This is a genomic window from Cupriavidus sp. D39 (genome assembly GCF_026627925.1).
Taxonomy (GTDB): Bacteria; Pseudomonadota; Gammaproteobacteria; order Burkholderiales; family Burkholderiaceae; genus Cupriavidus; species Cupriavidus ulmosensis.
On the sequence record NZ_JAPNLE010000009.1, the window covers coordinates 741,299 to 765,302 of the forward strand.

A 24,004-nucleotide genomic window follows, 5' to 3' on the forward strand; every position below is an offset into this window, starting at 1 on the left:
ATGCGCCCTTACCAGCAGTCGGCCACCGAGCCGGTGCCGCTCATGCCCTTGGTGCCAGCCTGGTTCACGGTAAGGTTCTGGCACTTGGTGTCGCTGGCAGCCTGCGCGCCGATGGGCGTGGCGGTAACGGTATAGCTAGGCGGTACCGCGACATTGTTGGCGGTTACCGTTACCGTGTAGTTCTTCGCTACCTCGGTCGGGAGGGTGGCGTAGCCGAGCGTTGCCATGGTGGTGGCATACTGGCGCGCGTCGAGACTGTACTGCTCCTGCTGGCTGGCAACCGCTAGAATGAAACTCTCGGCTGCGGAGCGATTGCTCCGGATCACGTATTGCGTATAGGACGGATATGCAATAGCCGCAAGGATCCCGACGATGACCACCGTGATCAGCAATTCCGTCAACGTGAAGCCACGAGGAAGGCCTGCCGCGCCTGCAGGCGCGGCAGCCGCCACCTTTCTTGCACGCCTCGCAGCAAACGGCCACATAGGCACCCCTGCTACCCGCCGGCAAGACCGACCCATGATTGTTTCCACCCTAACGAGGTTTTTCTTCGGAAACTATTCTTCTATTCACCCTACATCTTCAAGATTGACCCCTACTCCTTGCGTAACTCTGCGTAACTCTGCGTAGGCTGCTTTCTCCTTGGACGTACGTGCCGCACTGGTAACGCAATCCAGCCGCTTCCCATTGCCGATCACACCGCGCATAAATGCTGCGTCTGTCGGGTGAGACATCGTTGAAGAGATGCAGGCGACCCGATTTTGGACCGCCTGCCAATCTGACGATGGCCCACGGGGATGAGTCCATGTACAGCAGTATCGGCGAAGTGATTCGGTGCGCCACCCAACGTTGTGGGGGTAACGTAAAGCTGGTAATTTATTCCTTCCACTATAAGGCGAGCGGAACATTTTGCATTTAACAAGAACGTATTCTTGTATTTTTTACTAACAGACGCGCAATGAATATTCACATGCGCGTCATAATTCATTGCGCACATTGCATTGATGTGCCAAATCGATGTTATTTATGTTCCAATATGGTGCAACGATAGATATGATTCCAATTTCATTCCCTACCAAATGGTGGATCGCCAGCCAATCAGCGTGGTATATGCTTTCTTATGGGGTCACAATAGGTCCATCTTTGGCCTAGTAGGCGAACCGAAAAGCTCGGTCGCCTTTCTTTTTTATATTCAGCATACTGGACCACGCCAGGGGCAATCGTGGCGCGAGATCGCCTCCAAGACCTGTCAAAGCTGAGTCATCTGGCTTGGCGGGCCACTGGCGTTTCGCGCAGTTCGCGATCGCCACCCGCATCAATCAGCACTTCGACGCACGGACCGCTTTGTTAGCCACTTGCGTCCACCTTCCGCATAGAAGTCACCGTACCGATCAATCTATCCGATCCAGACCATGCTGCGAAGTGCATAGAACCACCAAACAGATGCAACGTCTTCTGCGATCACTCCCTTAGAGAGGATCGTCGACACAACTTAGTGACAGCGACCTGATGACTTCGTGGACATGAAATTCATTGATTTCGCAAAGTCCAAACCACTTGCAAGGAGAACTGCATGTTCAAGCATTTTCTGTTGCCGGTTGATGGCTCGCCACTATCTGATAGCACGTTCCAAAAGGTCATCACATTTGCCCAAGAAACGGATGCCAGAATGACAGTGCTTCATTGCGGCTCCCACGCCTTCCCGGTCGGAGCGCCAGCGCCCATCAAAGATCGCCTCGCGCAGGACGCGCAGCATCATGCCGACAGGTACCTCAAGGGGGTAGTAAGGAAGGCGAGCGCAGCTGGGATCAAATGTGAAACGGCCTACGTCAACAGCGATCGAATCGTAAAAGTCATCATGGCGACCGCCGAGGAAAGAGGGTGTGACCTAATCCTCATTGCGCCTCATGGACGGTGGGGTGTGCAGCCGCACACAATTGAGAGCCTAAGGGAGAGCATCCTGTCAGTCAGCGATATCTCGCTGGTGGTCGTCTAAGAGCCACCCCTTTCAAGGTGACGAAAGTTCAGGCACCCTCTGGTTTTATCAACTCGGAATCGGAGGCAATGGCGTGGCATTGGAGGCAGTGATGGAACGCTTTCTCGAGCACAGCCCGGTCACAGTGATGGCGCGCCTGGCGAGGCAACGGGGGGCTTGCAGCAGAAAACAGACCGAAACACAGATCACGAACTGGAAGCGGGTCGGCGGCCGAGATGTCCCTATTCAGGTCCTGGCAGACGAAGCCAACCGGAGATCGTCCGAACTGTTCGTGCGATAGCTGGGCATCCAGTATGAAGATATTCAGCCACAGCGATTGGATCGGCGATAACGCACTGCGCATCAAGGCGATTGCCGATACACCGGGTGCGTTAGTCTACGTCTTTGTCGGCGAGGCGGAACGCAAGGCGAAGGCCGGCGCGTCAATCAAGCTGCTGCCGGTGGACGGTATCGAGGCAACCAGCCAGAACGTGCGCCCGGGCAGCTTTCCCATTTCCCGCCCTCTCACGCTGATCACCCCCAGACTGCCAAAAGGGCTGACCAAGACGCTGAGCTTTGCAGGCTCAGGTCGGCGATACGGTCATCGCGGTCGAAGTAGGCATCGGACGGCAAGGGCGGAATCCGGTGATGGTTTCTAGCAGGAGGCATCCTGAGACACCACCCCACCGAAGAATGGGGCATGAAGAGTCTCAGCTGTTTCCGATTGCGAGCCGGCCGCCACCACGACAAAACCCGCTAGCAGCTTCGTCATGCTCCACTACCCAACTCGCTGGCCAGACGGTATGCCTGTCTGCTTGATCTTGGTTGACGACGGATGCACATTTCCCCGGTCCGCTGCGGCGTGGTCGGTCCGCGATCCGGCGTGCCGTGGTAGCATCACCGCTACAGGCCTCACCTACCGGTCGACTGGGAGGAAAGGATGCGTAAAGAAGACTCTCATGAGGATGCGCCAGCGTTGAATCTCGACGCACGGGCGATTCCCGCGGCGGATGCGATGCCGTCGTTTCCGGTTGCTGACGACGAGCTGGAGCGCTTGCGCTCCCTGTACAGCACGGGCTACCTTGAGGCGCCCCCCGATCCACGGTTCGGCGCCTTTACTCGACTTGCTGCCCGTATGTACGATGCGCCGATGTCTGCTATTTCGCTGATCGCGGGGGAGCGCGCATTGACCCTTTCCGCCGTGGGGGTGCCGCAGGGAATGAGTACGCCACGTGAAGATTCCTTTTGCGCTCGTTGCAGTTTGAGGCCAGGTGGCGTGATGATCGTAGAGGATGCTTCTCGACATCCCGACTTCGAAAGTAATCCTCTCGTGACGGGTCCCTTTGGCTTTCGCTTTTACGCAGGCGTCGCTTTGAAGGACACAGAGGGTCGAGCGCTAGGTGTGCTATGCGTGATCGACACCAAACCGCGGTCTATGTCCGAGCAGGACCTGGGCCCTCTGCAGGATCTTGCGATCGGCATATCGGCGATCATCCAACGCGATCAAATGCTCTCCTATGGAGCGAATCACGAGCTTGTAACCGGGTTGCCCAATCGCCAAGCATTGCGTTTCTACCTCTCGCAAAAACTGGACCAATATCGTATTGGAGGCTCCTGCCCGGTGCTGGCACATATTGACATAGATGAATTCAACAAATTGCGCGACTCATCGGATCACCGTGACATCGATGTGCTACTAAGGCAATTCGCCGATCGTCTTAGCCTGGCTTTTCCAGGTGCTGACATGCTCGCCCACTTCGGAGCGGATGAGTTTGCCGCATTGCTGCCCGTGACGGAGTCGGTGGATACACTAAGTTTGCTACTGAAGCACGCGGTGGAAACGCTTCACGAACCATATCTTGTGAACGGGACGAGTGTGGTCCTCGAAGTAACTATAGGGCTGGCCATTGCTTCCTTCCGACAGCTTAGCGTTGACGGCTTGTTACGGAATGCAAATATCGCTAGATGCAGTGTTGAATTTAACTCGCGCGAAAAATGGCGAATATATTCACCATCGATCGATACGCGTGTGGCTATTGAGAGTTCCCTTCCACAGTTGAATCTCAAAAATGCCCTTCGATTCGGTGAGCTATCACTCGCCTATCAACCGATCGTCATCGTTCCAGAACGAAGGATCACGAGCTTGGAAGTGTTGTTGCGATGGAATCATCCGCAACTCGGCCCAATCCCACCTGCGGAATTTATTCCACTGGCAGAAAGAAACGGAATGATTGTCCCCATTGGAATGTGGGCACTGCGCGAAGCTTGCCGGGAAGCTACTGGCTGGTCGAGCGACGTCAAAGTATCGGTGAATATTTCACCGTTGCAGATTACTTCTGATCTGCCGGAGCATGTATCAGAGATCCTTGCGGACAGCGGCTTGCAGCCCGAGCGGTTGATACTCGAAGTGACTGAGACGACTTTGCTTGAGCCTTCTGAAGGCAATGTTGAGATACTTAAAAAGCTACGTAATCTTGGCGTACAGATCGCGCTGGACGATTTCGGGACAGGCTTTTCTTCGCTGAATTATTTGTTACGATTTTCATTTGACGAGATTAAAATCGATCGCACGTTCGTAAGCGGCGTTCTCGGTCGGCATGAGAGTCAGACTATCGTGCATGCTGTCATTGATATTGGGCGATCGCTAGGGATTCCAGTTGTGGCAGAAGGAGTTGAGACTGCAGAGCAATTGGCATGGTTGATTGATAACGGATGTGACCAGGTACAGGGGTATTTTTGGGGAGGCCGATGCCGCGTGAGGCCGTCTTTGGTCTCGTGGGCGGCCGCGCCGTAGCCGTATGATTGCCTCGATGCCCGCCAAGTCAGTCAGTTCGTGGCCAATCCCTCTGGCATTTGACCATCCAGCGCGCGGATGATCGCCACGAGCTTGTCACTCAGCGCCGACAGGCGCGGATCGGCTACCGACCACCTGCCGTTGTCGCAAGCAGCTGCCGAGACCGCACCGCTGGGCTGGTCCCATGACATCACGCCGTAGTGGCGACCGGTCAGGTAGTGGTCCCCGAGCTCGCGCCGCATACCAGGGCGCGGGTCCGCCACGGCATAGGCGCCCTGGCCTGTGTCGCTGCGCGCGATCACGGTGGCGGTCGGCTCGTCGAAGCGAGTAACGCGGTACTTGCCGGCGCCCAGGAAGCCGGTCGACGCACGCGGGTCCTGCACGCACTGGCCGGTGCCGTGGGCGCTGGTGACGGCGCCGGCGGCCTAGTCCCACGGCACGATCCGGAAATTCGTTGTTATGCTTGGCCGGCCCGGGGTGGCGCGGGTCGGCCACGCTGAACTTCCCGTTCGTCGGCAGCGACTCGCCAGCCACAGTGCCTGCCGGCTCGTGCCAGTCGATCACGCCCAGATGGCCGGATAGGCTGGATATCATGCATGTCCCATACAAAGGAGCCTCTGCCATGGCCATGGATCTACTTGGTGGGCAGGTCGATCTAGCCGTCATGGTCTTGTCATCAGCACTCCCGCACATCGTAGCTGGCCGGGTCATCGCTTACGGCGTCACGACCGCTCGTCGCGCTACGGTTGCGCCCGCCGTACCAGCCTTGGCAGAAAATCCAACAATGAAAGGCGTCGACATGGACGTCTGGTTCGGACTCATGGCGCCAGCGGCAACGTCCTCCGCTGTGCTTGCACGACTCAACACTGAGATGATGGCGGTACTGGCTACGCCCGGGGTCGTGAGCACGTTGGCGGATGCCGGTGTGGAAATCGCGACGGGTAATCCAACGACGTTCTCATCGTTTGTGCGGTACCGGACTAACCAATACCGAGCCATTGTCCATCTAGCTGGAATCGAGGTAGTGCGCTGATATAGGCAGCACGTGTGACCACCCTTCGCCGACCCGATGGAATCACCGATTGGTTGCCTGCACGCCTGCATCCGCAAGGCGTGCAGACTTCAACTCATGGCGCTTGGCACAGCACCCAACTTGGCCAGCGAAACACATCGGGAAAATGTCGTCGCTCTTAAAGCATCTGTTGATTCGCGCTGCGCCACCTCGACGCTCGCACAGATTTCATATGGGTAGATTACGGCTCCCCAGCATTTTGCTGACCTCCATCGCATGTGCGGTGCCCCACTCGCATAGCGGCGCGAGAGCCTTTGCCAGCGTCAGCCCGAATGCTGTCAGCGAATACTCGACTCGCGGCGGAATCTCCTTGTAGTCGACGCGGTGGACAAGACCATCCATCTCCAACTCTTTCAACTGCTGGCTCAGCATCTTGTGGCTGACCGCTCCGATCAGTCGCCTCAATTCACCATAGCGTCGCGTGTCGTGAGCGAGGTGAAAGAGGATCAGGGGCTTCCATTTCCCCCGATCACGGCCAGCGCCGCGTCGAGCCCGCACGTGAACAGATCTGTCTTCATGCATCACCTTCCTGGTACTTACCAAAAAGTGCATACTAGCTAAAAGTAGAGTAAAGTTCTACCATGCCTGTCCACGATTTATGTTTTGCAAGGAGTACGTAATGGGCAGACTGACGGGCAAAGTCGCACTGGTGACCGGCGGCAATAGCGGAATTGGACTGGCCACCGCGAGGCGCTTCGTTGAGGAAGGTGCCTTTGTGTTCATCACAGGTCGCCGCCAGTCCGAGTTGGACAAGGCCGCGACGCTCATCGGGCACGACGTGCGGGTCCTTCAGGGTGACGTCACAAAGCTTGATGATCTCGACCGAATTTTTGCCGCAGTGCATGCGGAAAAAGGACGCCTCGACGTGCTGTTTGCGAACGCGGGATTAGGCTCGTTTGCACCGCTCGGAGAGATCACGGAGGCTCAATTCGATCTGACATTCGATGTCAATGTAAAAGGAACGCTGTTCACGGTACAGAAGGCGTTGTCGCTGATGAACGCTGGGGGGTCGATCATCCTGACCGGGTCGACGACAGGCTCGAAAGGGACGCCGGCCTTCAGCGTCTACAGCGCAACGAAAGCGGCCATCCGCAATTTCGCACGCAGTTGGGCGCTTGATCTGAAGGGCTCCGGAATCCGCGTGAACGTATTGTCGCCAGGCGCGACGGCGACGCCGGGCCTCATGGAAACGCTGGTCTCGGGTGCTCAACTGGATGCGTTGCTCGGCCTGTTGAAAGAGCAGACGCCGCTCGGACGCATCGCGAACCCTGATGAAACGGCCGCAGTGGCACTGTTTCTTGCGTCGGACGAGAGCAGTTTTATGACCGGCAGCGAAGTGTTTGTTGATGGAGGTCTCGCGCAAGTTTAATCGCGACTGAGCGCCACAGATATTCATTCGGCAGTGGCCGATACGCTATTCCTGGCGCTCATAAGCAGCATCTCTCCACATCGGACGAGCTACTGCTGCTTCAGTACTTCGCCGTTTAGACAGAGCGGATCGGAAATTCTTGGCCGGACTCGCTCGTTGTTTTGCACGTAATGTGTCGTCATTCCTGTCGACCATCCGCCACACCGTTTTCGTCCACGACGCACGCAGCGTGGTGAGCAAGGCTAAAGTTCGAACGACCGCTGCGGAACTCTTCGCAGTCATTGTGGCCGATGCGGGCGACCGTCTGAAAGGGGTCGGGGGACTAAACCGCTCGCACGGTAACCCTCCGGCGAAGCGCCAAGTGACTTAACCGCCAGCGCTGGTTCCTATGTTGAGGACCGAGGCAATTCGCCTCGAGCCTCGACAGGAGGACAGCCATGTCAGTCGCCACGCCTGCCATCAGCCCGCTACGCCAGCGCATGATCGAAGACATGCGGATGCGCAAGCTTGCGGACAAGTCTCAGAGCCAATACATCCACGCCGTGTGCCAGTTCACGGCCTTTCTCGGCCGCTCTCCCCACACGGCCAGCATCGAGGACCTACGGCGCTATCAACTCCATCTGGTCGATCACGGCATTTCCCCGGTTTCCCTCAATGCCGCGATCATGGCCTCGATGACTTTGCCGACCCTGTGGTTGCCTTCTTTGGTCCAGAACGTCCGAAGACGGTTCGCCTTTGAAGTGCCCTCTTCCATATAGGGGTAATCGTACTTTCCGTGCAAAATCTGGCGGTGAGGCAATAATTATCCTTACAAATCAAAGTGTTAAGAAACCATCAAATTCACCAGCTTGCATCCTTTCGATGCAAAATTTGGCGCCAGCCTTGCCAGCCTTGCCGGCCTTGCCGGCAAACGCAGCCCTCGAACCCTCGAACAATGCAGAAAGGCGCGCTGCATGTTTGTGTGCGATAGAGCACATGTGCCTAGTCGCCAGCGCGGACGAAGTATTTCGTGAACAACCGCTCGGCCTCGCCTAGGCCCTCGTCGGTTAGCCACACCGATTTCGCCCGGTTCACCGGATCCCCGATGAGCCCCTTCTCGTGCAGGCGGTTCAATGCGTCCCAGTCAAAGCTCCTCCAGGCACGATTTTCCCCGCACAAATTTAGGTAACGACTCGCTGCCCCTTACCGCGCCAGGCGTCGACCGTCGCCTGCATGCGCTGCGTGTTCCATGCGATGACCAGGTTTGTCAGTAGCGTCAAGGAGCCAGAAATCGCGATCATTTCGTCACGACGACGGCCTCGCTCCGGCGCGACCTTACCCGTGTATGTCGTACGCTGGAGCTCGTGCACCGACTCATCGCGACTGAGTAGCGCATGCAGTTCTCGGCGAAACTCAACATTGCTGAAATAGTCGCACAGGAACAGGGTACGCAGCAGCTTGCCAAGCTGTTCCGCCGCCCGATAAATCGGATCCCCTTGGGCTGCGCTGCCGAATCGCTGCAACGCGACGACAGCGCTGACACGCCCTGACTTGATTGATGCAACGAGCCGTAGCAGCCCGTCCCAGCCGTCGCGAATGGGCTTCAGTGAGATACCATGATCCACTATGGGAGCAAGATCTTTGGCCATCTCCATACCCCGTGGCAGATAGAGCTTGCGCTCCGACAAGTTGCGTAGCCGCGGGCATAGATCGAAGCCGAGCAGCTTCGATACGGCCATCCCCACGTTTGTATACCCATGCGTATCAACGGCAAGCGCGAGCAGGCCGCCATCTTCTCGCGTGTCGGTGCGCTGATGGCACACGGCACCGAGATCGATGCAAAAGGCGTTGCCGCCATGATTCAACAAGTCGATGCTGCGGCGATTTCGAGCACAATGCGTGTGCTCGAGATGTCGGGCCGGCTGTCGCGCGCCAACGCGCGCGTGGTTGAGTTTCAACGTACACACCCCATCACAGAGTTGTGGGGAACTGGGCAGCGAGCCTCGAGCGACTCGATGAGCCTGGATACTTCACCTCATCTGTTTTACGCTCGTGTCGTTGTGGCGCACTGTCCCTTCAATTGCGACCCCCGCCTGGCGCTCGTTAAGGACGATGGGCTGGTTGTAAACGATGCCGTGCTGGTCTAGGACGTGCGTGTAGATACCGACTGCATGGGTGCGCCTGCGCGGATCCATAGAGCGAAACAAGTTCGTTGGCATCGCGTGCCTTCCGCGCCAGCAGTACTTCGCTAAAGCCCGTGCGGACATCCACCTCCATCATCACATCCGCAAACTGAGCTGTGCCGATCGCCTTGAACAGCAGGTCTCGTGTGCGCCTCGGTATCCCGTCCGTCGGTAGCGCCTCAAGTGCCGAGAGGTGCAGAGCGCCATCCCTGCCGATTGTCACGCGGCCGGCTTCGCGAGCCTCCTCCAGCGCCGCGAGGCCGGCCTTCAGGTTCTCCGTCAATCGCTCGATAAAGGGCTCCGCCGTAGCTGGTAGACCCAATAACGATAGGTGCCGACCTCGCTCCGACTCCCAATCTGACGGCGGAATCAGCATCTGGTCACGCTCACGAAAGGACAGACTGTGGTTGATCCAAACCGACCCGCGGCGCAGATCTTTGCGCAAGCTCGTGATCGCGGCGGCTTCCAGAGCGCGCAGTGCACGCTTGCGATCGTCGCAGTCGACCATGGCGCGCCAGTTGGCACTAATCGGCACTCCGTGGTCAATGGGCAACTCCGTCGCGCCGCTATCGTGCAGCCTGGCGATAAGCTCGAGTTGCTGCAGGCTTGGTTCTGTGTCCCGGCCCGAGAATTCCAGTTCACATAGGGGTGCAAGGAGACTACGGATGCGCCGGTAATCATCAGTCAGCGTTTCGCGCACGCTGGCTGCATGGCTGGCGGGAGGTTTGTCCGGTAGCTCCCCAAGCAGTGTTCCAATCTCTGCAAGTCGGGCCTCAGCCGGGCGCGTGTTGTCACGAACGAGCGCTTTGATCACGACCAGTTGTTGTCGATATTCAATTGCCGATCGAGCCTGTTTCGTTGTGGTCTTGTTGTAGGCGTGCCGAACCAGATCGGAAACGCGGCGCCCTGTTTGATAGAGCAGCGAATCGGTCAACTCGAGCAGCGTCACGCGCAGGAAAAATACCAGCTCAAGAGTGCGCGTCGTTACCTTGAGCTCGCGAGTCTTCACCGGACGGCGCGCCTGAATTCGCTGTGCCCAGGCACCGGAACGTGTCAATGACTTTGCGTCACCTGGCCTCATGAATTTACTGTGCCGGGCTGTGGTGTGTTTGGGGTAATGGCCTCCGATGGCGGCGGGTTGATCCAGACTGCTGTGGGCAGCCGCGGTGGTTCAGGGCGATGCCCTTTAAACCTGTTTGGGGACGCCCTGAATGCTGTGTCGAGTGCTGCCTGACGGGTGAGGTGCAACTCCTGGGCGAGCCCATAATGAACGCTGTGCGGCGTCATGAATCCGATGCCCGAGTGCCGATGCACGGTGTTGTACCAGGCGAAGAATGCCTGGCAGTGGGCGCGCGCATCCTCAATGCAGCCGAAGCGCGCGGGGAAGTCCGGACGGTACTTCATCGTCTTGAACTGCGACTCCGAGAAGGGATTATCGTCAGATACGTGAGGCCGGCTGTGGCTTTTAGTAATGTCCAGGTCGACCAGCAACGCGGCCACCGGTTTAGAGCGCATGCTGGCACCGCGATCGGCATGAAGCGTGAGCACGCCGGGGGCGATATCGTGGCGTGCCACGCTGTCGGCGATGAGCTGTTCAGCGAGCTCCGCGCTCTCGCGCCCGGCGATCAACCAGCCCACGACATGGCGGCTGAAGATGTCCAGGATGACGTAGAGGTGGAAGCACGTCCACCTGGCTGGCCCTTTGAGTTTGGTGATGTCCCACGACCACACCTGGTTAGGCGCGCGCGCCAGCAACTCAGGCCTGACGTAGGCCGGATGGACAAGCTGGTTGCGTCGCTCGCGCGAGCCGCCATTGGTTGCCAGCAACCGGTACATGGTGCGCACCGAGCCCAGGTAGCGGCCTTCGTCGAGCAACGTGGCGTGTATCGCCGCCGGCGCGGTGTCGGCGAAGCGCTCGCTGTTAAGGGTGTCCAGCAGCACCTGGTTTTCCAGGGCATCCAGAGCCAACGGTGGCCGGGGCCTGGCAGTGGACCGTGGCAGTGGACCGATGAAGGCCATGCGACGCAGGTGGGCCCGCTGCCGGGCAGGCGTGCCGCGCGGCACGCCCAGGGCATGGCAGGCCGCGCTCGCGCCCAGGGCCGGAGTGAGCTCTTGCACAGCCGCCATTACGGCTTGTCGGTGTCGTCGTCGATCGGATTGCCCAGCAAGGCTGCAAGTTTTTTTGGACGTCGATCACCAGCAGCGCCTTGTCGAGTCGCCTCCTGAGATTATCGCGCTCGCGCGTGAGCTGCGCGATGTGCCGCGCCTCGGCCCGAGTCTCGTCGAATTTGGGTCCGCGCTTTTGTGGGGCAAGGGCAGCCAGTTCGGCAGCCTCGCGCTGGCGCCGCCACGTGCTCAAGGATGACGAGTACACGCCTTCATGGCGCATCAGCGCGCCGATCTCTCCGGGCTTGGTGCAGCGGTCAGCCGCCTCCAGTATGCGGCGCTTGTCGGCGTTGGAAAATTGCCTGCGCCGAGCGCGAGCAACGACCTCTGAATCGGTGCCGGACGCTGACGCCAGCGTCGCCGATCCGGGCGCCTCTTCAGTCGCCCTACGGGCTCCTTGCGTTGCGCCCGGATCGGACACATTTCTGACGGCGGCCATCGTTGCCTTGGATGAATTGTTGACGGTCATACCTACCTCGTTGCTCACTAATCTATCAGGGATAAGTGACGCACGTCATATTGGCACGGGGGCACGCTGCTTGTCGATCGGCACGGTGTCCAGCGTCCATGTGTGTACCCCGATCTCCTTGAGAAACCGAATCTTCTCCAGCGTTTCCGTGAGCGTCGTCGGACTGTGTCGGGCCGGCGGCGTCTTGAGCCAGTCGAGAACGGTCATGCCTGCGGCGTCGTGTTGGCTCGATAGTGCTGCGTCGGCGCGCCTCAGTTGCGCCTCAGGGACGGTCGCCTCGATCAGGGCGAGAGTGTTGCGCACGATCTCAGCCCAGACCGATCGTCCGAGATCCCGCAACGTCCGGTCGGCGGGAATCAGAATCCTTCGTTCGTACAGCCAGCAGTTCGTGTGCTGGAGCAATTCGTCGAGCGTGAGCGATTCCTTGGCATCCAGGCGCATCCATGCTTCGAGGTCCGCCCACTGGTCCGGTCCGATCGACTTCAAGCCCAGATACCCGCAGGCCCAGATCAGGTGGTCATAAAGCGTCTTGTACCGGCGATATAGAGTCCGCAGCGATGCGATCGTCGGCGTCGGTAGGCCGAGCCGCTGGCCGACATAGTGCAGCAACTGGCGAGGCAGCGTACCGACCTGGCCGAGGCTATGCCCACTTGCGCGCAGAAATACCAGTTGGATGGCCGCCCCAGCGCGCCGATCGGGCCGAAAGCGCTCATTGATCGCCGCGACGTCGCTGTCAGTCAGTGCGAAGTACCGCTCCACATCGAATTCCGACAGCCGCATCGGCAACCGGTCACTTCCCACATAGCGAAATCCCAAGCCCGGCATCTCTTGCCCCCATCGAGATGGCGCGATCCGAATCGCGGGCAGATATGTTACGCCCTCCTCTCATTCGCAGCGGCCAACAGGTGTGGGCTTGTCGGAAAGTGTTGTCGACAAAGGCTTTCGGGGAAACCGCCAGAATTTGCACGAAAAGTACGATTACCCCAAGAAGGGGCGATGGACGTGGGCAGCGAGACATCTCGAAAGCCCAGCGTCCCACCCGGCGTGATAGATCCTTGCTACTCGCCGACTGCGGCGATCCAAGGAGGTTAGTAAAGACCGCGCCTAGTGCGCCGCATTTGCGTTAACAGACTCCGTCGCTCTGCCGGATAGATCGTCTCGCTGATTTCAAGAATCTCGTTTCGGATATTCTTATAGTGGCGAACAATACGCAGGCCAGCCGAATTCTCGTCAACCTTGAGTGCCTGACTCGTAGGTTTGTCGATCAGCACGGCATCTGCAATCTGTACCAGATCGGTAATCCCCTCGTTGCATGCGGTTTCGATGATCGAACTGATCAAGGTCTGCGGGCGCGCTAGGACTTCCTCGCGAATCGCTGCAAAGCGCGCATCCACGTAGAAGTTCGCGATCGCCAAGACCTTGCCATCGCGTGCATCAACACGCGTGCCACCGAACAACAACCATCGGCTTCCCGGAGGCGCGTGCAGCCGCCGCGCGGTACTGCGGTCGAGCAATACCTCCTTGACGGATTCAATCTCTCGACGCTCGTTCGCGGCGATGCGCACGAGGTCGTCCACGGATGCCACCACCTGAACGTAGGGAGAGGAAGCATCCATGCTCTCGACCCGAGTTCCAACCGACTTCTTGCGTGACACGTAACCACGCTCCTGCAGAATGTCCAGCGCCGCGCGAACCGTCTGCCGACTCACACCATATTGCTGTGCCAAGTCCACCTCCGTGGGAAGCAGGCTTCCCACGGCATAACGACGGCTTGTGATTTCCTCGGTCAGCTTTCGCGCGAGGTCAATATACCGCGACGAGGCAGTGGCGGGCTTTGGCATCTATGGCAGTTAACAGTGCGTGCTATTTAACGGATTAGCTCCAGACGAAGTCAGGCGAAGAATTGCTCCAGAGCAGACGGAGGGACCGCCATACCGGTCGCCTTTGCCTTTTCGAGGACGATCCAGAAGTAACGGTATGTCGCTCGATCATGCAACTCGCCATTATACTGGGTTGGGCCCCAATCCGCCTTCTGGGCGGCAAGCAAGATCGCCGCGGCATCGTTGACCTCATCAAAGTCGGGCTGCATCGCTTCGACAATGGGCTTGATCTGCGCGGGATAGATGCTCCACATCCGCAGGAACCCAAACTCGCTACGAGCACGCGCAGCATCCTGACGTACCACGTGGGCGTCCTTCAGGTTCAGGCAAACATTGTGGGCGGGTACCACGCCGTTTGCCAGCGCTGCCGCTGCGACCTCCGCCTTTGCCCGCGCGATCAGGCGGTGCTCGAACTGGCCGGGGCTACGCATCTGCGAGGCAGCGATCGCTCCGTGGTGGCCACTCACGAAGTCCATTAGGCCAAAGTCAAGGACTTCAAGATTGGGAATGGTCGCGATCTGAGCCACGTCGCGCAGCGCACCATGGGTTTCGATTAGGATGTGCAGCGGGATGGCGCGGTCGAGGCGGAGACGCTTGGCCGTCGCCTGGATATAGGCAGCGGTGCCCTGCAACTTGCTCGTAGGACGTGGCCTTCGGGATGGTGATATAGGCAATCTCGCGGCCGCACTTCGACAGGAGGATGTCCACATCCTCCTTGCAGGACGCATGCGAGGGATCGTGAATGCGGGCGCCGATCTTCTTGTGAACGTTCTGCGCTGACGCTACAAGCTCCGCCACCATTTCCGCGTGAGCGACCTCCTCGCCTGCTCGGGCGCCATCCTCGCAGTCTGCCGTGATGTCAAATATAGGGCCGTACTCGATCTGCAGCGCCAGCGCTTTGTCGATGAGCTTTCGGCTGCCCGCGAAGTGCTCGCAGGCAGAAAGGACCGGGAATGCCTTTTCGCCAGCAAAGAGTGCTTTCTTGGGGTGTATCAGTTTTTCCATGAGATTCCTTTCAATTCAATGTTGCTTACGTGGAATAACGACGGTGTAGTCGAGATCGAGAATGACGTCCTTGGAGTACGTCGCCTTGCCGGTGCCGGCCTCTGGAGCCACTATGGCATCGGCCCCTCCAACGTTCTTGGCTCCGATGGTGCGGAGGCGGAGCGCGCCGACGCCGGCATCAAGGGGATAGGTGTCAACGACCTCCGTCATGCATGAAAGCGTGTCGCCTGAGTACACGGGCGACACATGGCTGCCTGCGTTGATCGCGAGCATGCCGAGGCTGTTTTCCAGGCCGTCGTATGCGAGTGCGCGGCAGATTGACATCACGTGGCCACCGTAGACGAGGCGCTTGCCTGCAGGACTCAGTGCCATCAACTGAGCGTCGAAGTGGGCCTTCGCGTTGTTCTGATAGAGCCTTGCGGCGATGCTGTGATCGCTCTCATTTACGGTCATCGAGCTCGGGTGCTCGATTCGTTCGCCTTTTTTGTAGTCCTCCCATAGATCACCGAAGCCGGTAACCGCAGTAACTTGACTGGGTCGTGAGTAGGCTGGGGTTTCAAGCCTCTCAGGCTCGACAAAGGGAGGAAGCTCCGGTAGTTCGGCCAAGGCCGCCGCGGGCTGCCCTGCCTCGCGCTTATGAACCATAACCCAGCGGACGTACGAAAGCACTTCGATCCCATGCTGGTTCTTGGCCGTGGAACGTACGTAGACCACCCCGCTCTTGCCGTTGGAGTTCTCCTTCTTCGCCAGCACTAGGCTGGCAACGGACAGGGTGTCACCTGCGAAAACGGGGGCGAGAAACCGTCCATCCGCATAACCGAGGTTTGCTACCGCATTTAGCGAGAGTTCCGGAACTGTCTTACCGAACACAATATTGAAGACCAGTAGATCTTCGATGGGCGCGCCCGAGAGGCCCAGCACCTTCGCAGTTGTCGATGCAGTATTCAGCGCCGATCGGCTGCCGGTCAGTCCAATGTAAAGCGCGCGTTCGCCCTCACCAATCGTTCGAGGCACACCGTGCTGAAAGGACTGCCCCACACGGAAATCCTCAAAAAAGTTGCCACTCCTGCTCTTCGACATGCCGCTGACCTCCTTTGCTCTCGTTTGATCAGAAAAATCTTGTAGGTACGTACATAGTATATGTATGATTCCATCACGGTCAAGAACTGGCGCAAAATACGCGACTTTTGTGGCTATTAACCGTCAACCACCATGGCAACGCCGTGAAATTAGGTACGTACTAAGGAGACTCGATGTTCAGTTCTGGCGCACTGTCCGATGTGAAGGTGATAGACCTCACGCAAATGCTCGCTGGCCCCTTCTGCACCCAAGTTCTCGCCGACCAAGGTGCTCGGATCGTCAAGGTCGAACCCATAAACGGCGAGGGCATGCGACGCACCGGCCCATTTCTTGCTGATGACAAGCTCCGCTCGTTCGGCGGCTATTTCCAGAGTGTCAACCGCAACAAGGCATCGATTGCCCTAGACCTGAAGAATCCGGAAGGCCGAGAAGTGCTCAAGGAACTCGTCGCCACTGCGGACGTGGTGGTGGAAAACTTTCGCGGTGGCGTGATGGAGCGCTTGGGCCTGTCCTATGAGGAGTTGGCCAAGATTAACCCGGCGTTGGTTTACGCAACGGTGCGTGGCTTTGGCGATAGGCGTAGCGGGGAGAGCCCTTACTATGAGTGGCCGGCATACGACGTAGTCGCGCAGGCCATGGGTGGCATCATGGGAATCACCGGACCGTCCCCTGAGCAGCCTACCAAGATCGGGCCCGGCGTTGGCGATACGGTGCCAGCGCTAATGCTGGCGATCGGCATACTCTCGGCCGTGCACCATGCACGCAGGACAGGAGAAGGACAGTTTGTCGACGTGTCGATGGTCGACTGTATCCTGGCGCTGACGGAGCGCATCGTCTATCAACACTCCTATGAAGGACACAGCCCGGTCCCCGAGGGCAACAAGCATCCGCTTCTTTGCCCTTTCGGCCTTTTCCGCGCCAAGGACGGCTGGGTTTCAATCGCTTGCGCCACTGACGAACTGTGGCGTGAACTGGCGCATGCATTCGGACGTGCGGATCTTGCCGAGTCAGCAGAATGTGCCACCAACGCAGCCCGAGTGCGGAACGCTGGTCTCGTCATCCAGTCGCTGGAAGAGTTCACCCGCCAAAAGACCAAGGACGAACTCAAAGTCATTCTGGGCGGAAGGGTTCCCTTCGGTCCAGTCTACACAGCAGATGACGTGTTCCACGACGAGCACTTCCGAAGCAGAGACATGCTGGTGGAGATTGATCACCCGGGTAGCCAACAGCGAGTAACGATCACAGGTGTGCCGATCAAGCTGAGCAAAACCCCTGGTGGCATTGGCCGTCGTGCGCCAACGGTAGGTGAGGATACCGACGCGATCCTTCGAGAAATCGGCATGTCTTCAGACAGGATCGAGCGACTGCGCAAGTCTGGAGCGGTGGCCGGCGCGTGAACTACGCATCATGCACACAGTCGGCATCATCGTCGCTAGGACAAAGCGCACTGATATTGGCTTCGACATTCGCCCCGGCACGACGCTGACACGCATCCAACTGGTCAGCCCGCTTTAGTGCTTTCTGACCTAACACTTCCTAAAAGATCATGACGAACCACCATCCGTTCATAGCGCGCAGCTCCCTTACCGTTCTCGCAGCAGCCCTTGCACTCGCCGACTATGCCAATGCGGCACCATACCCTGAGCGAGCCGTCACCTGGGTTGTACCGTTTTCGGCCGGAGGCCCGGCCGACGTTCTCGCGCGCAACATTGCAGCGAAGGTCGCTGAAAACCTGGGGCAACCAATTGTCATCGACAATACCGGCGGCGCAGGTGGCACCATCGGTGCTGCGAAAGTAGCGAAGTCCAAGAACGACGGGTACACATTTCTTCTGGGACATGTTGGCCAGATGGCAGCCGCGCCGTATCTGTACAAGAAGCTTCCATATGACCCGATCAAGGACTTTGAGCCGGTCTTCCGGCTTCCCTACACCCCCTTGATTCTCCTGGTGGGCGTAAATTCGCCTTTCAAGAACGTCGAACAGTTGATCGCCGCGGCGAAAGCCAAGCCGGGCAGCATCAATTTCGGCAATGCGGGAGTTGGCTCGACTTCTCACTTGGTTGCAGCCCTCTTCGCCCAGCAGGCAGGCATCAACATCACGTCCATTTCCTATAAGGGTGCAGGTCCTGCCATGGTCGACGTCGTGTCCGGGCGGATCGATGCTATGTTTGACCAGAGCAATTCGTCCCTGCCGCAGGTAACTGCAGGGCGGGCGCGTGCGCTCGCGCAGTCGGGAGCCAAGCGCATGCCGCAGTTCTCTGCTGTTCCGACGGTCTCGGAGTCGACAATACCCCATTTCGCTGCAGTCACCTGGTACGGCCTTTACGCTCCTCACGGTACACCAGTGGCTGCCCTCGCTACCATGAACACTGCTTATCGAAAGGCCATCGGCGATTCTTCCTTGCGCGACCGTCTCTCCAAGCAAGGCGTGCAGCTCCTGCAGGACGAAGAATACTCCGCCGCAGCGCTAAAGAAACTCAATGCCGACGAGCTCGTTCGTTGGAAGGATGTGATCACCCAGACTAGGATCACGGCCGAGTGAGTCTAAAGATGACACTCAGAGCTCAGTATGAATCGGGGTCACCGGTGCCGCTGCGGGATTCGGTGCTTTCGGATGGGTCTGCACTTCGTTCGCAAAGGGCAAGAGCCTTTGCCTCGGTCATCCTGACGGACACGGAGCTCGAGATTTGGAAGCGCCCAGGTCACTGCATGGGATGGGGCGCCCGGTCGCGCGTGTCAAGGTATCGGAATAGGCGGTCGCGATGTCCGCAAAGCTGGAGGGAAAATACGAGAATAGACATGCCGGGCCATCTGCGCTCACTACTGTTCGTACCTGCCGATAGCGACAGGAAGCTGGAGGCGTCCTTGCGCTCCGGCGCGGACGCGCTGGTGTACGACCTCGAAGAGGTTGTACCCGAAGAAGGCAAGGCGGACGCGAGAAAAGCGGCTTTCCGCTTTTCTCGCGACACATCGGGAGTCGACGGCGGCCTCGTTCTTTGTGCGTATCGACGGCCTGTCCACGGCCCACGTTCTAGAGGACCTTGCCACCGTCGTGCGCCACTGCCTGGAGGCCATCGTTTGCTCGATGGCCGGCAGCAGACCGGCCTCATCGCCATGGCGACGGACACATCGGAGGGCGTGTCAGGCCTGCCGTCGTACCGCAATGCCCAGTTACGGGTTCGTGCGCGGATGTGGGGCGCGGACGACCTGGATGCGTTTTCGTCGCATGCCGGGCGGGACCTTACCCCGCCATTCTCCGTTGCGCGAACGCTGTGCCTGCTGGCGGCCGCGCAGGCTGGCGTCGACGCGATCGACGCTGTCAGCACCAAGCCTGGCGACGAGGAGCAGAGCGTGGCAGAGGTCGCCCAGGCGCGACGCGATGGGTTCGCCGCCAAAGCGGCGGGGCTGCAAAGCCCCCACTGAAGCCCAAGCAACCATGCCCTGTCTCCCCTGCTGGCCGCTGGCCGTCATGCTGGCCAGGCACAGCTGGCGAACCTACCGGCGCGGCCACATCACCCTGCGCGATGGCCGCCGCCGGGACCTCGCGACGGTACCGATTCGCTTCTGGATCGACGTCGCAGGCAGCCTCGTCCTGGCGATTGCGCTGGCCGCGGCGGGCTCAACCCCGCAGGCTGATTCGCAAAGAGGACGGAGATCGCATGGCGACGCGTCAGCGGCACGCGTCATGACGAAGCCCATGAAGGCATCTTGCAATTTTCCACAGTGGCAAACGAGTTGACGTCGCTTTGGCACGCTCTCCGGAACGATTCCGACTAGCGGGCGGCAGGTCTGCCCGGTTGACATCGGGCTGGGCGGCTGCGGTTCCAGAGGCGCGGTGGAATGCGGTCGATCTCGGCGTTGACCCACGACTCGAGCTTCCCTTCCGCGTCCGGGTGGTGGTCGGTGAACTTGCCGTGCTTCGCCAGCACCTCGGCGCGCATGGCCTCGTGCTCGGCTTCCACGCCCGACTCCGTGTACCAGCGCGCGGCGAACTTGTGGAGAGCCGCCTTCTTCTTCCCCCGGCGTATTCAATCCGGATCGGACTGCCGTCGGCGGCGTCGTAGATCGAGGCCACCTTCTGCTTGGCGAGGTAGACGTCGGCTTCGAGGCCGTATCCGTCGTAGCCGATGAACGTCTTGATGTCCTTCAGCGTATACGCTGGGGCTGCAGCGGGGGTCGTGTTCTTCGCTGTCATCGTCTGGTTCCCCTGCGGGACCGGAGGCCTTTGGCGGGGGTGGGTTGCGGAAAAATTATCCAAACCGGTTCGGTCCGAGAAGGCGCGAAGCCGGATATGTGCCATTCCAGACTGGGATTAATATCGGCGCTGACTGCCTACCCTCGGCCAACACGAACCAGCGCCCGGCACCTCCCATTAACCGGGCGCCGTTAAACTGAAGATGGCAAACTCCGGGGCGGCGTTTAGCCAGTACCGATCGATCACCCAGCCCGCCGATACGGCCAGTGCGCTGAACGACTCGACGCTGAATTTGTGTGAGCTTTCGGTGTGCAGTCGCTCACCGGCCTTGAAAGCGAAGCCGCGGCCAGCAACGTGTACCAGCTGATCGATCCGGCTTACCAGATGCATCTCCATGCGCTGCAACTGCGCGTTCCATATCGCATGGTGATCAAACGCGTCCAGATCGAAGTCGCCATGCAACTCACGGTTGATGCGAGCCAGCAAATTCTTGTTGAAGCGGGCGGTTACGCTCATCGAATCGTCATACGCCGCTACCAGCATCGCGGGATCCTTGATCATGTCCACGCCGATGATCAGCTGGGCTTTTGCGCCAAGCAGACTCCGCACTGAGCGCAGAAACCACATCGCCTCTTGCGGCGTGAAGTTGCCGATCGTCGAGCCGGGGAAGAACCCCACGCGTGGTGCGCGGCCAACGTGTGCCGGCAAGGCCACGGCACGGGTGAAGTCGTCGGCCAGCGGCGCAACCTGAAGCGCCGGGTAGTCGCGGGAGATGCGCTCGGCAGCCTGATGCAGGGCGTCGGGACTAATGTCGATGGGCACATACGTGCCGATCTGCGGCGCTGCATCGAGGATCAGGCGTGTCTTGTCACTAGCGCCGCTACCGAATTCGACCAGCACCGCCTCGGCTGCAATACCCGACACAAGTTCGTGCGCCACGCTTTGGAGCAACGCTGTCTCGGCCCGCGTCACGTAGTACTCGGGCGTCACGCAGATTTCCTCGAACAGAGCCGAACCCGCCTCGTCGTAGAAATACTTTGGCGGGGTCGTCTTCGGATGCACCGAGAGGCCAGCGATGATGTCTGCCTCGAATCCATCGGCTTCCACGTCTGCCTTTGGCCCGGGCTCCAGATCGCGCGCAAGGCGCAGCCCGGAAAACATCCAGCGTTGCCCGGGGCGGAAGAAATTCCGGTAACTGTGTCGTGCGTGGCCTGGCGATGTGACACTCGCGCCGCCGCGCAGCACCATCTGCCCGACCATGAACTTGCCGTTGTACTCGCCGACTGCATCGGCCGATGCGCGAAACCCCGGGTACGCACCATACGCGCTTTGCGTCCATTGCCACGCGACATCCTCGGCCTGCTCAAGCAGACCCGCACCTGCTGCGGCTTCCCACTCGGCTTCGGTCGGCAGCCGTGCGCCGGCCCAATTGGCGAAAGCGACCGCTTCGTAATAGCTTATGTGTGTGACAGCGGCGTCGGGGTCGATGCCACGAAGGCCGCCGAGCGTTATCGCTCGCCAATCCGTGCCGTTTGCTGCGCGCTCCCAGTAAAGGGAGCTTCCCACTGCTCAGCTTGAACTAGCGCCCAGCCATCGGACAGCCATAGAGCAGCGCGGGTGTACCCGCCGTCGTTCATGAACCGTAGCCACTGGCGATTCGTGACCAGGCGATCACCGATTTCGAATGGCTCGATCCACGTTTTATGGCGAGGCCGTTCGTTGTCGAACGCGAACTTTGACGCGTCGTCGCCAAGATCGCGCAAGCCGCCGGCATGGAACCTGAATCGGCCCGGGCGGCCGGATTCGTCCGCAGGCCAATCGGCCTGATATGTGGGTTTAAGTGGCGACTGCGCGAACAGATGAAGGACATCCATTAGCAGCAGTTCCTGATGCTGCTCTTCATGCGCGATTCCGAGCAGGACGAGCGGCTCGAGATCAGACGCCGGCTCCGCAGCCAACAGCCTGGCCATGTGCGTATCGACGTGCCGCCGATACGCATCGATCTGCTGGCTGGTCGGGCGCGTCAGCAGCCCTCTGTGCCGCCGGGGCTGGCGCGGACCCAATGCCTCGTAGTAGGAGTTGAAGAGGTACGCATAGTTTGGATCGAACACCTCGTAACCAGGCAGGTGCTCGACGAGCACAAAGGTTTCGAAGAACCAGGTGGTATGCGCAAGGTGCCACTTCACCGGACTCGCGTCTGGCATCGACTGGGCCACCCTGTCCTCGTCCCCGAGCGGTGCGACGAGACGGTCGGTATAGGCACGAACGCGCCTGAAGCGCGCCTGCAAATCTGCAGAGGCGTCAGCGACCGATCGCTTGAACGTCTCCCCAGACTCGGACGGGTAGATGCGTGCTTCTCTGGAAGAGTTGTTCTGGCTCATGCTTTTGTTCACAGGATTTCAAACACGCTGTAGACGGGTCCGTACACGAACCGATGGCCCACACCGACCGCGATGACCTGGTTCAACCACGCATACTTTCCGGCCGGCGCCTCGAACATGGGGTTGATCCGGAAGTAGTAGCTTGCAGGGTCGACTTCTTCGCCCTTCTCCAGCCGCTGTATGACTTCAGTGGCACCGCGGCGGATACCGCGGTAAGACATCGTGATGTTGGTGCCGTCGTCGGTTTGGAGGAGCAGACGCACGTCGAGCATGGTGCTTCCGTCACTGCGCACTGTTTGCCAGTCGCTCCCGCCGTCCAGCACATTGCCAGACACTCGCTCGCCGGCGAACGTCCCCGATGGCACGATGCCTGCGCGTCGAAACGGGCCCGGCGTGTCGCCGACGACAACCATCGGCTTGACGTCCAGGCGCATGACGAACAGCGGCCGCGTTTGTACGCGCGTGAGCGGTGCAGGGAGATCCTTAAAAAGGGGGGGACATCGTATTCACCATTGCCGTTGATGGCATGGGCTCGGGTCCCACGCCAGTCATTTGAGGTTCCAACCGGGGCAAGAATTTGCCGCGATGGGGCTGCTGCGTGCTTGCGCCTACTTCAGCGGTGAGAAGTCCGTCGGGCGCATGATCCGCGACTCCATGCTCACCAAGATGTCTAGCGCCTTTACCTTGTGACCGAATTCCTGCCAGCGGCTGTCGGCGGCCATCCTGTCCCGACGCGCAAGCCGATCGTCAAATCCTTTGTAGGCCCAGATATGGACGATCTGGCTGATGTCGCCAATTTCAGTCACGAAGAATCCAATCAGGTCGCCGAGGAATTCCTGCTGTAGCGCCAGCCCCTCGCTCTTGTACAAAGCGAGCCAATCGGCGCCACGCAGCGGCTTGAAGGTGTAGGTTCGGATTTCGTAGAGCATTGGATATCTCACCTGGTGGTCAGAAGATCGCTGCGCCGTTCGTGAATTCCTCGATTGCATCGATCCGGTCGGTGTAGAAAGCAAGGTGATCCCTGATCGGTGCGACAGCCGCGAATGGGTCTTCGTAAGTCCAGACCGCATTGACCGAGCGCTCGCCGCCGATCGGGATCGAGAAGTATGCGCAGTCGCCCTTGTAGGGGCAATAGGTGATGTGGTCGTACCTCTCGAGGAGCGTCATGTCCACATCCTTCCTCGGGATATACAGGACGGCCGGGTAGCCGCCCTCGCGAAGCGTCAACGCGTCGCATGCATCTGCGATGACTTGGCCGGCTAGCGTTACCACCACGCGAGACGGGTTGTGCTCGATGGTGATCGGATGATCGGCATCCGGAACCTTGACGGTCCGGGTTGCGGCGGTGGCGTTGTTTAACATGAAAACTCTCCTTTGGATTGACGCGTCGGCCTACGGCCCCGCTTCCCCCTCTACCCCTGCGTAGCCCTGGAAAGCCCCGCCTCTCAGACCAAAA

Annotated in this window: 25 protein-coding genes and 5 pseudogenes; 11 read left to right on the top strand and 19 right to left on the bottom strand. The window is 59.4% G+C overall.

What is annotated here, in order from left to right; translation table 11 throughout:
• Positions 1 to 8: 8 nt before the first annotated feature.
• A complete protein-coding gene (locus OMK73_RS15075) occupies positions 9 to 401 on the bottom strand; it encodes a type IV pilin protein (RefSeq protein WP_267602751.1) in 393 nt (130 codons plus the stop codon).
• A 1,172-nt stretch (positions 402 to 1,573) separates the two neighbouring features.
• Between OMK73_RS15075 and OMK73_RS15080 the strand changes: the two genes are divergently transcribed.
• The 3 genes from OMK73_RS15080 to OMK73_RS15090 all read left to right on the top strand — a co-directional run bounded on the left by OMK73_RS15080 (position 1,574) and on the right by OMK73_RS15090 (position 4,769).
• Positions 1,574 to 1,996 (top strand): universal stress protein, encoded by a 423-nt coding sequence (locus tag OMK73_RS15080; protein WP_267602752.1) that lies wholly within the window; start codon positions 1,574 to 1,576, stop codon positions 1,994 to 1,996.
• 293 nt (positions 1,997 to 2,289) lie between these two features.
• Positions 2,290 to 2,634 carry a hypothetical protein gene (locus OMK73_RS15085; protein ID WP_267602753.1) on the top strand — a complete coding sequence of 115 codons (345 nt, stop codon included), beginning with the start codon at positions 2,290 to 2,292 and terminating at the stop codon, positions 2,632 to 2,634.
• Between the two features lie 281 nt (positions 2,635 to 2,915).
• Positions 2,916 to 4,769 (top strand): putative bifunctional diguanylate cyclase/phosphodiesterase, encoded by a 1,854-nt coding sequence (locus OMK73_RS15090; protein ID WP_267602754.1) that lies wholly within the window; start codon positions 2,916 to 2,918, stop codon positions 4,767 to 4,769.
• A 32-nt stretch (positions 4,770 to 4,801) separates the two neighbouring features.
• On the opposite strand, the gene OMK73_RS39195 is transcribed toward OMK73_RS15090, so the two are convergent.
• Positions 4,802 to 5,152 (bottom strand): hypothetical protein, encoded by a 351-nt coding sequence (locus OMK73_RS39195; RefSeq protein ID WP_420715535.1) that lies wholly within the window; start codon positions 5,150 to 5,152, stop codon positions 4,802 to 4,804.
• A gap of 197 nt (positions 5,153 to 5,349) precedes the next feature.
• On the opposite strand from OMK73_RS39195, the pseudogene OMK73_RS15100 reads away from it, so the two are divergent.
• A pseudogene (locus tag OMK73_RS15100) lies at positions 5,350 to 5,802 on the top strand (tripartite tricarboxylate transporter substrate-binding protein); the annotation flags it as partial.
• Positions 5,803 to 6,009: 207 nt separating this feature from the next.
• On the opposite strand, the gene OMK73_RS15105 reads toward OMK73_RS15100, so the two are convergent.
• Complete coding sequence (locus OMK73_RS15105; protein WP_324291732.1) at positions 6,010 to 6,363, bottom strand: winged helix-turn-helix transcriptional regulator; 354 nt, start codon at positions 6,361 to 6,363, stop codon at positions 6,010 to 6,012.
• 97 nt (positions 6,364 to 6,460) lie between these two features.
• Between OMK73_RS15105 and OMK73_RS15110 the strand changes: the two genes are divergently transcribed.
• Both OMK73_RS15110 and OMK73_RS15115 read left to right on the top strand, forming a co-directional pair.
• Complete coding sequence (locus OMK73_RS15110) at positions 6,461 to 7,210, top strand: SDR family NAD(P)-dependent oxidoreductase (protein WP_267602755.1); 750 nt, start codon at positions 6,461 to 6,463, stop codon at positions 7,208 to 7,210.
• A 437-nt stretch (positions 7,211 to 7,647) separates the two neighbouring features.
• Positions 7,648 to 7,968: a phage integrase N-terminal SAM-like domain-containing protein gene (locus tag OMK73_RS15115; protein ID WP_420715536.1), complete on the top strand. Its 321-nt coding sequence runs from the start codon at positions 7,648 to 7,650 to the stop codon at positions 7,966 to 7,968.
• A 57-nt stretch (positions 7,969 to 8,025) separates the two neighbouring features.
• On the opposite strand, the gene OMK73_RS15120 is transcribed toward OMK73_RS15115, so the two are convergent.
• The 3 genes and pseudogenes from OMK73_RS15120 to OMK73_RS15130 form a co-directional block, all read right to left on the bottom strand.
• Positions 8,026 to 8,187 (bottom strand): hypothetical protein, encoded by a 162-nt coding sequence (locus tag OMK73_RS15120; RefSeq protein WP_267602756.1) that lies wholly within the window; start codon positions 8,185 to 8,187, stop codon positions 8,026 to 8,028.
• Positions 8,188 to 8,191: 4 nt separating this feature from the next.
• Positions 8,192 to 8,368 (bottom strand): DUF6429 family protein, encoded by a 177-nt coding sequence (locus tag OMK73_RS15125; RefSeq protein ID WP_420715537.1) that lies wholly within the window; start codon positions 8,366 to 8,368, stop codon positions 8,192 to 8,194.
• An 11-nt stretch (positions 8,369 to 8,379) separates the two neighbouring features.
• Positions 8,380 to 8,994: pseudogene (locus tag OMK73_RS15130) on the bottom strand (Tn3 family transposase); the annotation flags it as partial.
• Positions 8,995 to 8,997: 3 nt separating this feature from the next.
• Between OMK73_RS15130 and OMK73_RS15135 the strand changes: the two are divergent.
• Positions 8,998 to 9,243, top strand: a pseudogene (locus OMK73_RS15135) (Tn3 family transposase); the annotation flags it as partial.
• Here OMK73_RS15135 and OMK73_RS15140 read toward each other — a convergent pair.
• The 7 genes and pseudogenes from OMK73_RS15140 to OMK73_RS15175 all read right to left on the bottom strand — a co-directional run.
• Positions 9,241 to 9,381 (bottom strand): annotated as a pseudogene (locus OMK73_RS15140) (Tn3 family transposase); the annotation flags it as partial. The pseudogenes OMK73_RS15135 and OMK73_RS15140 sit on opposite strands and share 3 nt — an antisense overlap.
• 1,068 nt (positions 9,382 to 10,449) lie before the next feature.
• Positions 10,450 to 11,893 (bottom strand): IS3 family transposase gene (locus OMK73_RS15150; RefSeq protein ID WP_420715652.1). Its coding sequence is split into 2 segments (ribosomal slippage): positions 10,450 to 11,557 and positions 11,556 to 11,893, totalling 1,446 coding nucleotides; the frame shifts between segments, so codons are not numbered across the junction.
• A 174-nt stretch (positions 11,894 to 12,067) separates the two neighbouring features.
• A pseudogene (locus tag OMK73_RS15160) lies at positions 12,068 to 12,832 on the bottom strand (DUF4158 domain-containing protein); the annotation flags it as partial.
• Between the two features lie 263 nt (positions 12,833 to 13,095).
• On the bottom strand, positions 13,096 to 13,848 hold the full coding sequence (locus OMK73_RS15165; RefSeq protein WP_267602760.1) for a GntR family transcriptional regulator: 753 nt from the start codon (positions 13,846 to 13,848) through the stop codon (positions 13,096 to 13,098).
• Between the two features lie 50 nt (positions 13,849 to 13,898).
• The gene (locus OMK73_RS39200) at positions 13,899 to 14,414 is read right to left on the bottom strand and encodes a hypothetical protein (protein ID WP_420715538.1); all 516 of its coding nucleotides are present in this window, start codon (positions 14,412 to 14,414) and stop codon (positions 13,899 to 13,901) included.
• Complete coding sequence (locus OMK73_RS39205) at positions 14,383 to 14,892, bottom strand: hypothetical protein (RefSeq protein WP_420715539.1); 510 nt, start codon at positions 14,890 to 14,892, stop codon at positions 14,383 to 14,385. The genes OMK73_RS39200 and OMK73_RS39205 overlap by 32 nt, the downstream gene beginning before the upstream one ends.
• A 15-nt stretch (positions 14,893 to 14,907) precedes the next feature.
• Positions 14,908 to 15,972 carry a MaoC family dehydratase gene (locus OMK73_RS15175; protein WP_267602761.1) on the bottom strand — a complete coding sequence of 355 codons (1,065 nt, stop codon included), beginning with the start codon at positions 15,970 to 15,972 and terminating at the stop codon, positions 14,908 to 14,910.
• A 173-nt stretch (positions 15,973 to 16,145) separates the two neighbouring features.
• Between OMK73_RS15175 and OMK73_RS15180 the strand changes: the two genes are divergently transcribed.
• From OMK73_RS15180 to OMK73_RS15195, 4 genes are all read left to right on the top strand, one after another.
• Positions 16,146 to 17,369, top strand: coding sequence for a CaiB/BaiF CoA transferase family protein (locus OMK73_RS15180; RefSeq protein WP_267602762.1), 1,224 nt, complete (start codon positions 16,146 to 16,148; stop codon positions 17,367 to 17,369).
• A 149-nt stretch (positions 17,370 to 17,518) separates the two neighbouring features.
• Positions 17,519 to 18,514 carry a Bug family tripartite tricarboxylate transporter substrate binding protein gene (locus OMK73_RS15185; protein WP_267602763.1) on the top strand — a complete coding sequence of 332 codons (996 nt, stop codon included), beginning with the start codon at positions 17,519 to 17,521 and terminating at the stop codon, positions 18,512 to 18,514.
• Between the two features lie 572 nt (positions 18,515 to 19,086).
• The gene (locus OMK73_RS15190; protein WP_267602764.1) at positions 19,087 to 19,395 is read left to right on the top strand and encodes an aldolase/citrate lyase family protein; all 309 of its coding nucleotides are present in this window, start codon (positions 19,087 to 19,089) and stop codon (positions 19,393 to 19,395) included.
• 13 nt (positions 19,396 to 19,408) lie between these two features.
• Positions 19,409 to 19,711, top strand: coding sequence for a hypothetical protein (locus OMK73_RS15195; RefSeq protein ID WP_267602765.1), 303 nt, complete (start codon positions 19,409 to 19,411; stop codon positions 19,709 to 19,711).
• 34 nt (positions 19,712 to 19,745) lie between these two features.
• Here the strand turns inward: OMK73_RS15195 and OMK73_RS15200 are convergent, their stop codons facing one another.
• The 6 genes from OMK73_RS15200 to OMK73_RS15225 all read right to left on the bottom strand — a co-directional run bounded on the left by OMK73_RS15200 (position 19,746) and on the right by OMK73_RS15225 (position 23,910).
• Entirely contained in the window at positions 19,746 to 19,934 is a 189-nt protein-coding gene (locus OMK73_RS15200) for a hypothetical protein (protein WP_267602766.1), read from the bottom strand.
• Between the two features lie 410 nt (positions 19,935 to 20,344).
• Positions 20,345 to 21,733, bottom strand: a complete 1,389-nt coding sequence (gene egtD, locus OMK73_RS15205; protein WP_267602767.1) for an L-histidine N(alpha)-methyltransferase — start codon at positions 21,731 to 21,733, stop codon at positions 20,345 to 20,347.
• Complete coding sequence (locus OMK73_RS15210) at positions 21,676 to 22,548, bottom strand: DinB family protein (RefSeq protein WP_267602768.1); 873 nt, start codon at positions 22,546 to 22,548, stop codon at positions 21,676 to 21,678. The genes egtD and OMK73_RS15210 overlap by 58 nt, the downstream gene beginning before the upstream one ends.
• An 8-nt stretch (positions 22,549 to 22,556) precedes the next feature.
• Positions 22,557 to 23,054 carry a DUF3237 domain-containing protein gene (locus OMK73_RS15215; RefSeq protein WP_324291814.1) on the bottom strand — a complete coding sequence of 166 codons (498 nt, stop codon included), beginning with the start codon at positions 23,052 to 23,054 and terminating at the stop codon, positions 22,557 to 22,559.
• Positions 23,055 to 23,156: 102 nt separating this feature from the next.
• Complete coding sequence (locus OMK73_RS15220; protein WP_267602769.1) at positions 23,157 to 23,477, bottom strand: NIPSNAP family protein; 321 nt, start codon at positions 23,475 to 23,477, stop codon at positions 23,157 to 23,159.
• A 19-nt stretch (positions 23,478 to 23,496) separates the two neighbouring features.
• Positions 23,497 to 23,910 (bottom strand): DUF427 domain-containing protein, encoded by a 414-nt coding sequence (locus OMK73_RS15225; RefSeq protein ID WP_267602770.1) that lies wholly within the window; start codon positions 23,908 to 23,910, stop codon positions 23,497 to 23,499.
• Positions 23,911 to 24,004 lie beyond the last annotated feature (94 nt).

Excerpts from the sequence above, each read along its gene's own strand:
- OMK73_RS15220 (WP_267602769.1), bottom strand. The coding sequence starts at position 23,477 with ATGCTCTACGAAATCCGAACCTACACCTTCAAGCCGCTGCGTGGCGCC.
- OMK73_RS15090 (WP_267602754.1), top strand. The coding sequence starts at position 2,916 with ATGCGTAAAGAAGACTCTCATGAGGATGCGCCAGCGTTGAATCTCGAC.
- OMK73_RS15185 (WP_267602763.1), top strand. The coding sequence starts at position 17,519 with ATGACGAACCACCATCCGTTCATAGCGCGCAGCTCCCTTACCGTTCTC.
- OMK73_RS15195 (WP_267602765.1), top strand. The coding sequence starts at position 19,409 with ATGCCCTGTCTCCCCTGCTGGCCGCTGGCCGTCATGCTGGCCAGGCAC.
- OMK73_RS15105 (WP_324291732.1), bottom strand. The coding sequence starts at position 6,363 with ATGCATGAAGACAGATCTGTTCACGTGCGGGCTCGACGCGGCGCTGGC.
- OMK73_RS15110 (WP_267602755.1), top strand. The coding sequence starts at position 6,461 with ATGGGCAGACTGACGGGCAAAGTCGCACTGGTGACCGGCGGCAATAGC.
- OMK73_RS39205 (WP_420715539.1), bottom strand. The coding sequence starts at position 14,892 with ATGGAAAAACTGATACACCCCAAGAAAGCACTCTTTGCTGGCGAAAAG.
- OMK73_RS15175 (WP_267602761.1), bottom strand. The coding sequence starts at position 15,972 with ATGTCGAAGAGCAGGAGTGGCAACTTTTTTGAGGATTTCCGTGTGGGG.
- OMK73_RS15225 (WP_267602770.1), bottom strand. The coding sequence starts at position 23,910 with ATGTTAAACAACGCCACCGCCGCAACCCGGACCGTCAAGGTTCCGGAT.
- OMK73_RS15080 (WP_267602752.1), top strand. The coding sequence starts at position 1,574 with ATGTTCAAGCATTTTCTGTTGCCGGTTGATGGCTCGCCACTATCTGAT.
- OMK73_RS15115 (WP_420715536.1), top strand. The coding sequence starts at position 7,648 with ATGTCAGTCGCCACGCCTGCCATCAGCCCGCTACGCCAGCGCATGATC.
- OMK73_RS15190 (WP_267602764.1), top strand. The coding sequence starts at position 19,087 with ATGGCGACGGACACATCGGAGGGCGTGTCAGGCCTGCCGTCGTACCGC.
- OMK73_RS15085 (WP_267602753.1), top strand. The coding sequence starts at position 2,290 with ATGAAGATATTCAGCCACAGCGATTGGATCGGCGATAACGCACTGCGC.
- OMK73_RS15210 (WP_267602768.1), bottom strand. The coding sequence starts at position 22,548 with ATGAGCCAGAACAACTCTTCCAGAGAAGCACGCATCTACCCGTCCGAG.
- OMK73_RS15165 (WP_267602760.1), bottom strand. The coding sequence starts at position 13,848 with ATGCCAAAGCCCGCCACTGCCTCGTCGCGGTATATTGACCTCGCGCGA.
- OMK73_RS15120 (WP_267602756.1), bottom strand. The coding sequence starts at position 8,187 with ATGTGCTCTATCGCACACAAACATGCAGCGCGCCTTTCTGCATTGTTC.
- OMK73_RS15180 (WP_267602762.1), top strand. The coding sequence starts at position 16,146 with ATGTTCAGTTCTGGCGCACTGTCCGATGTGAAGGTGATAGACCTCACG.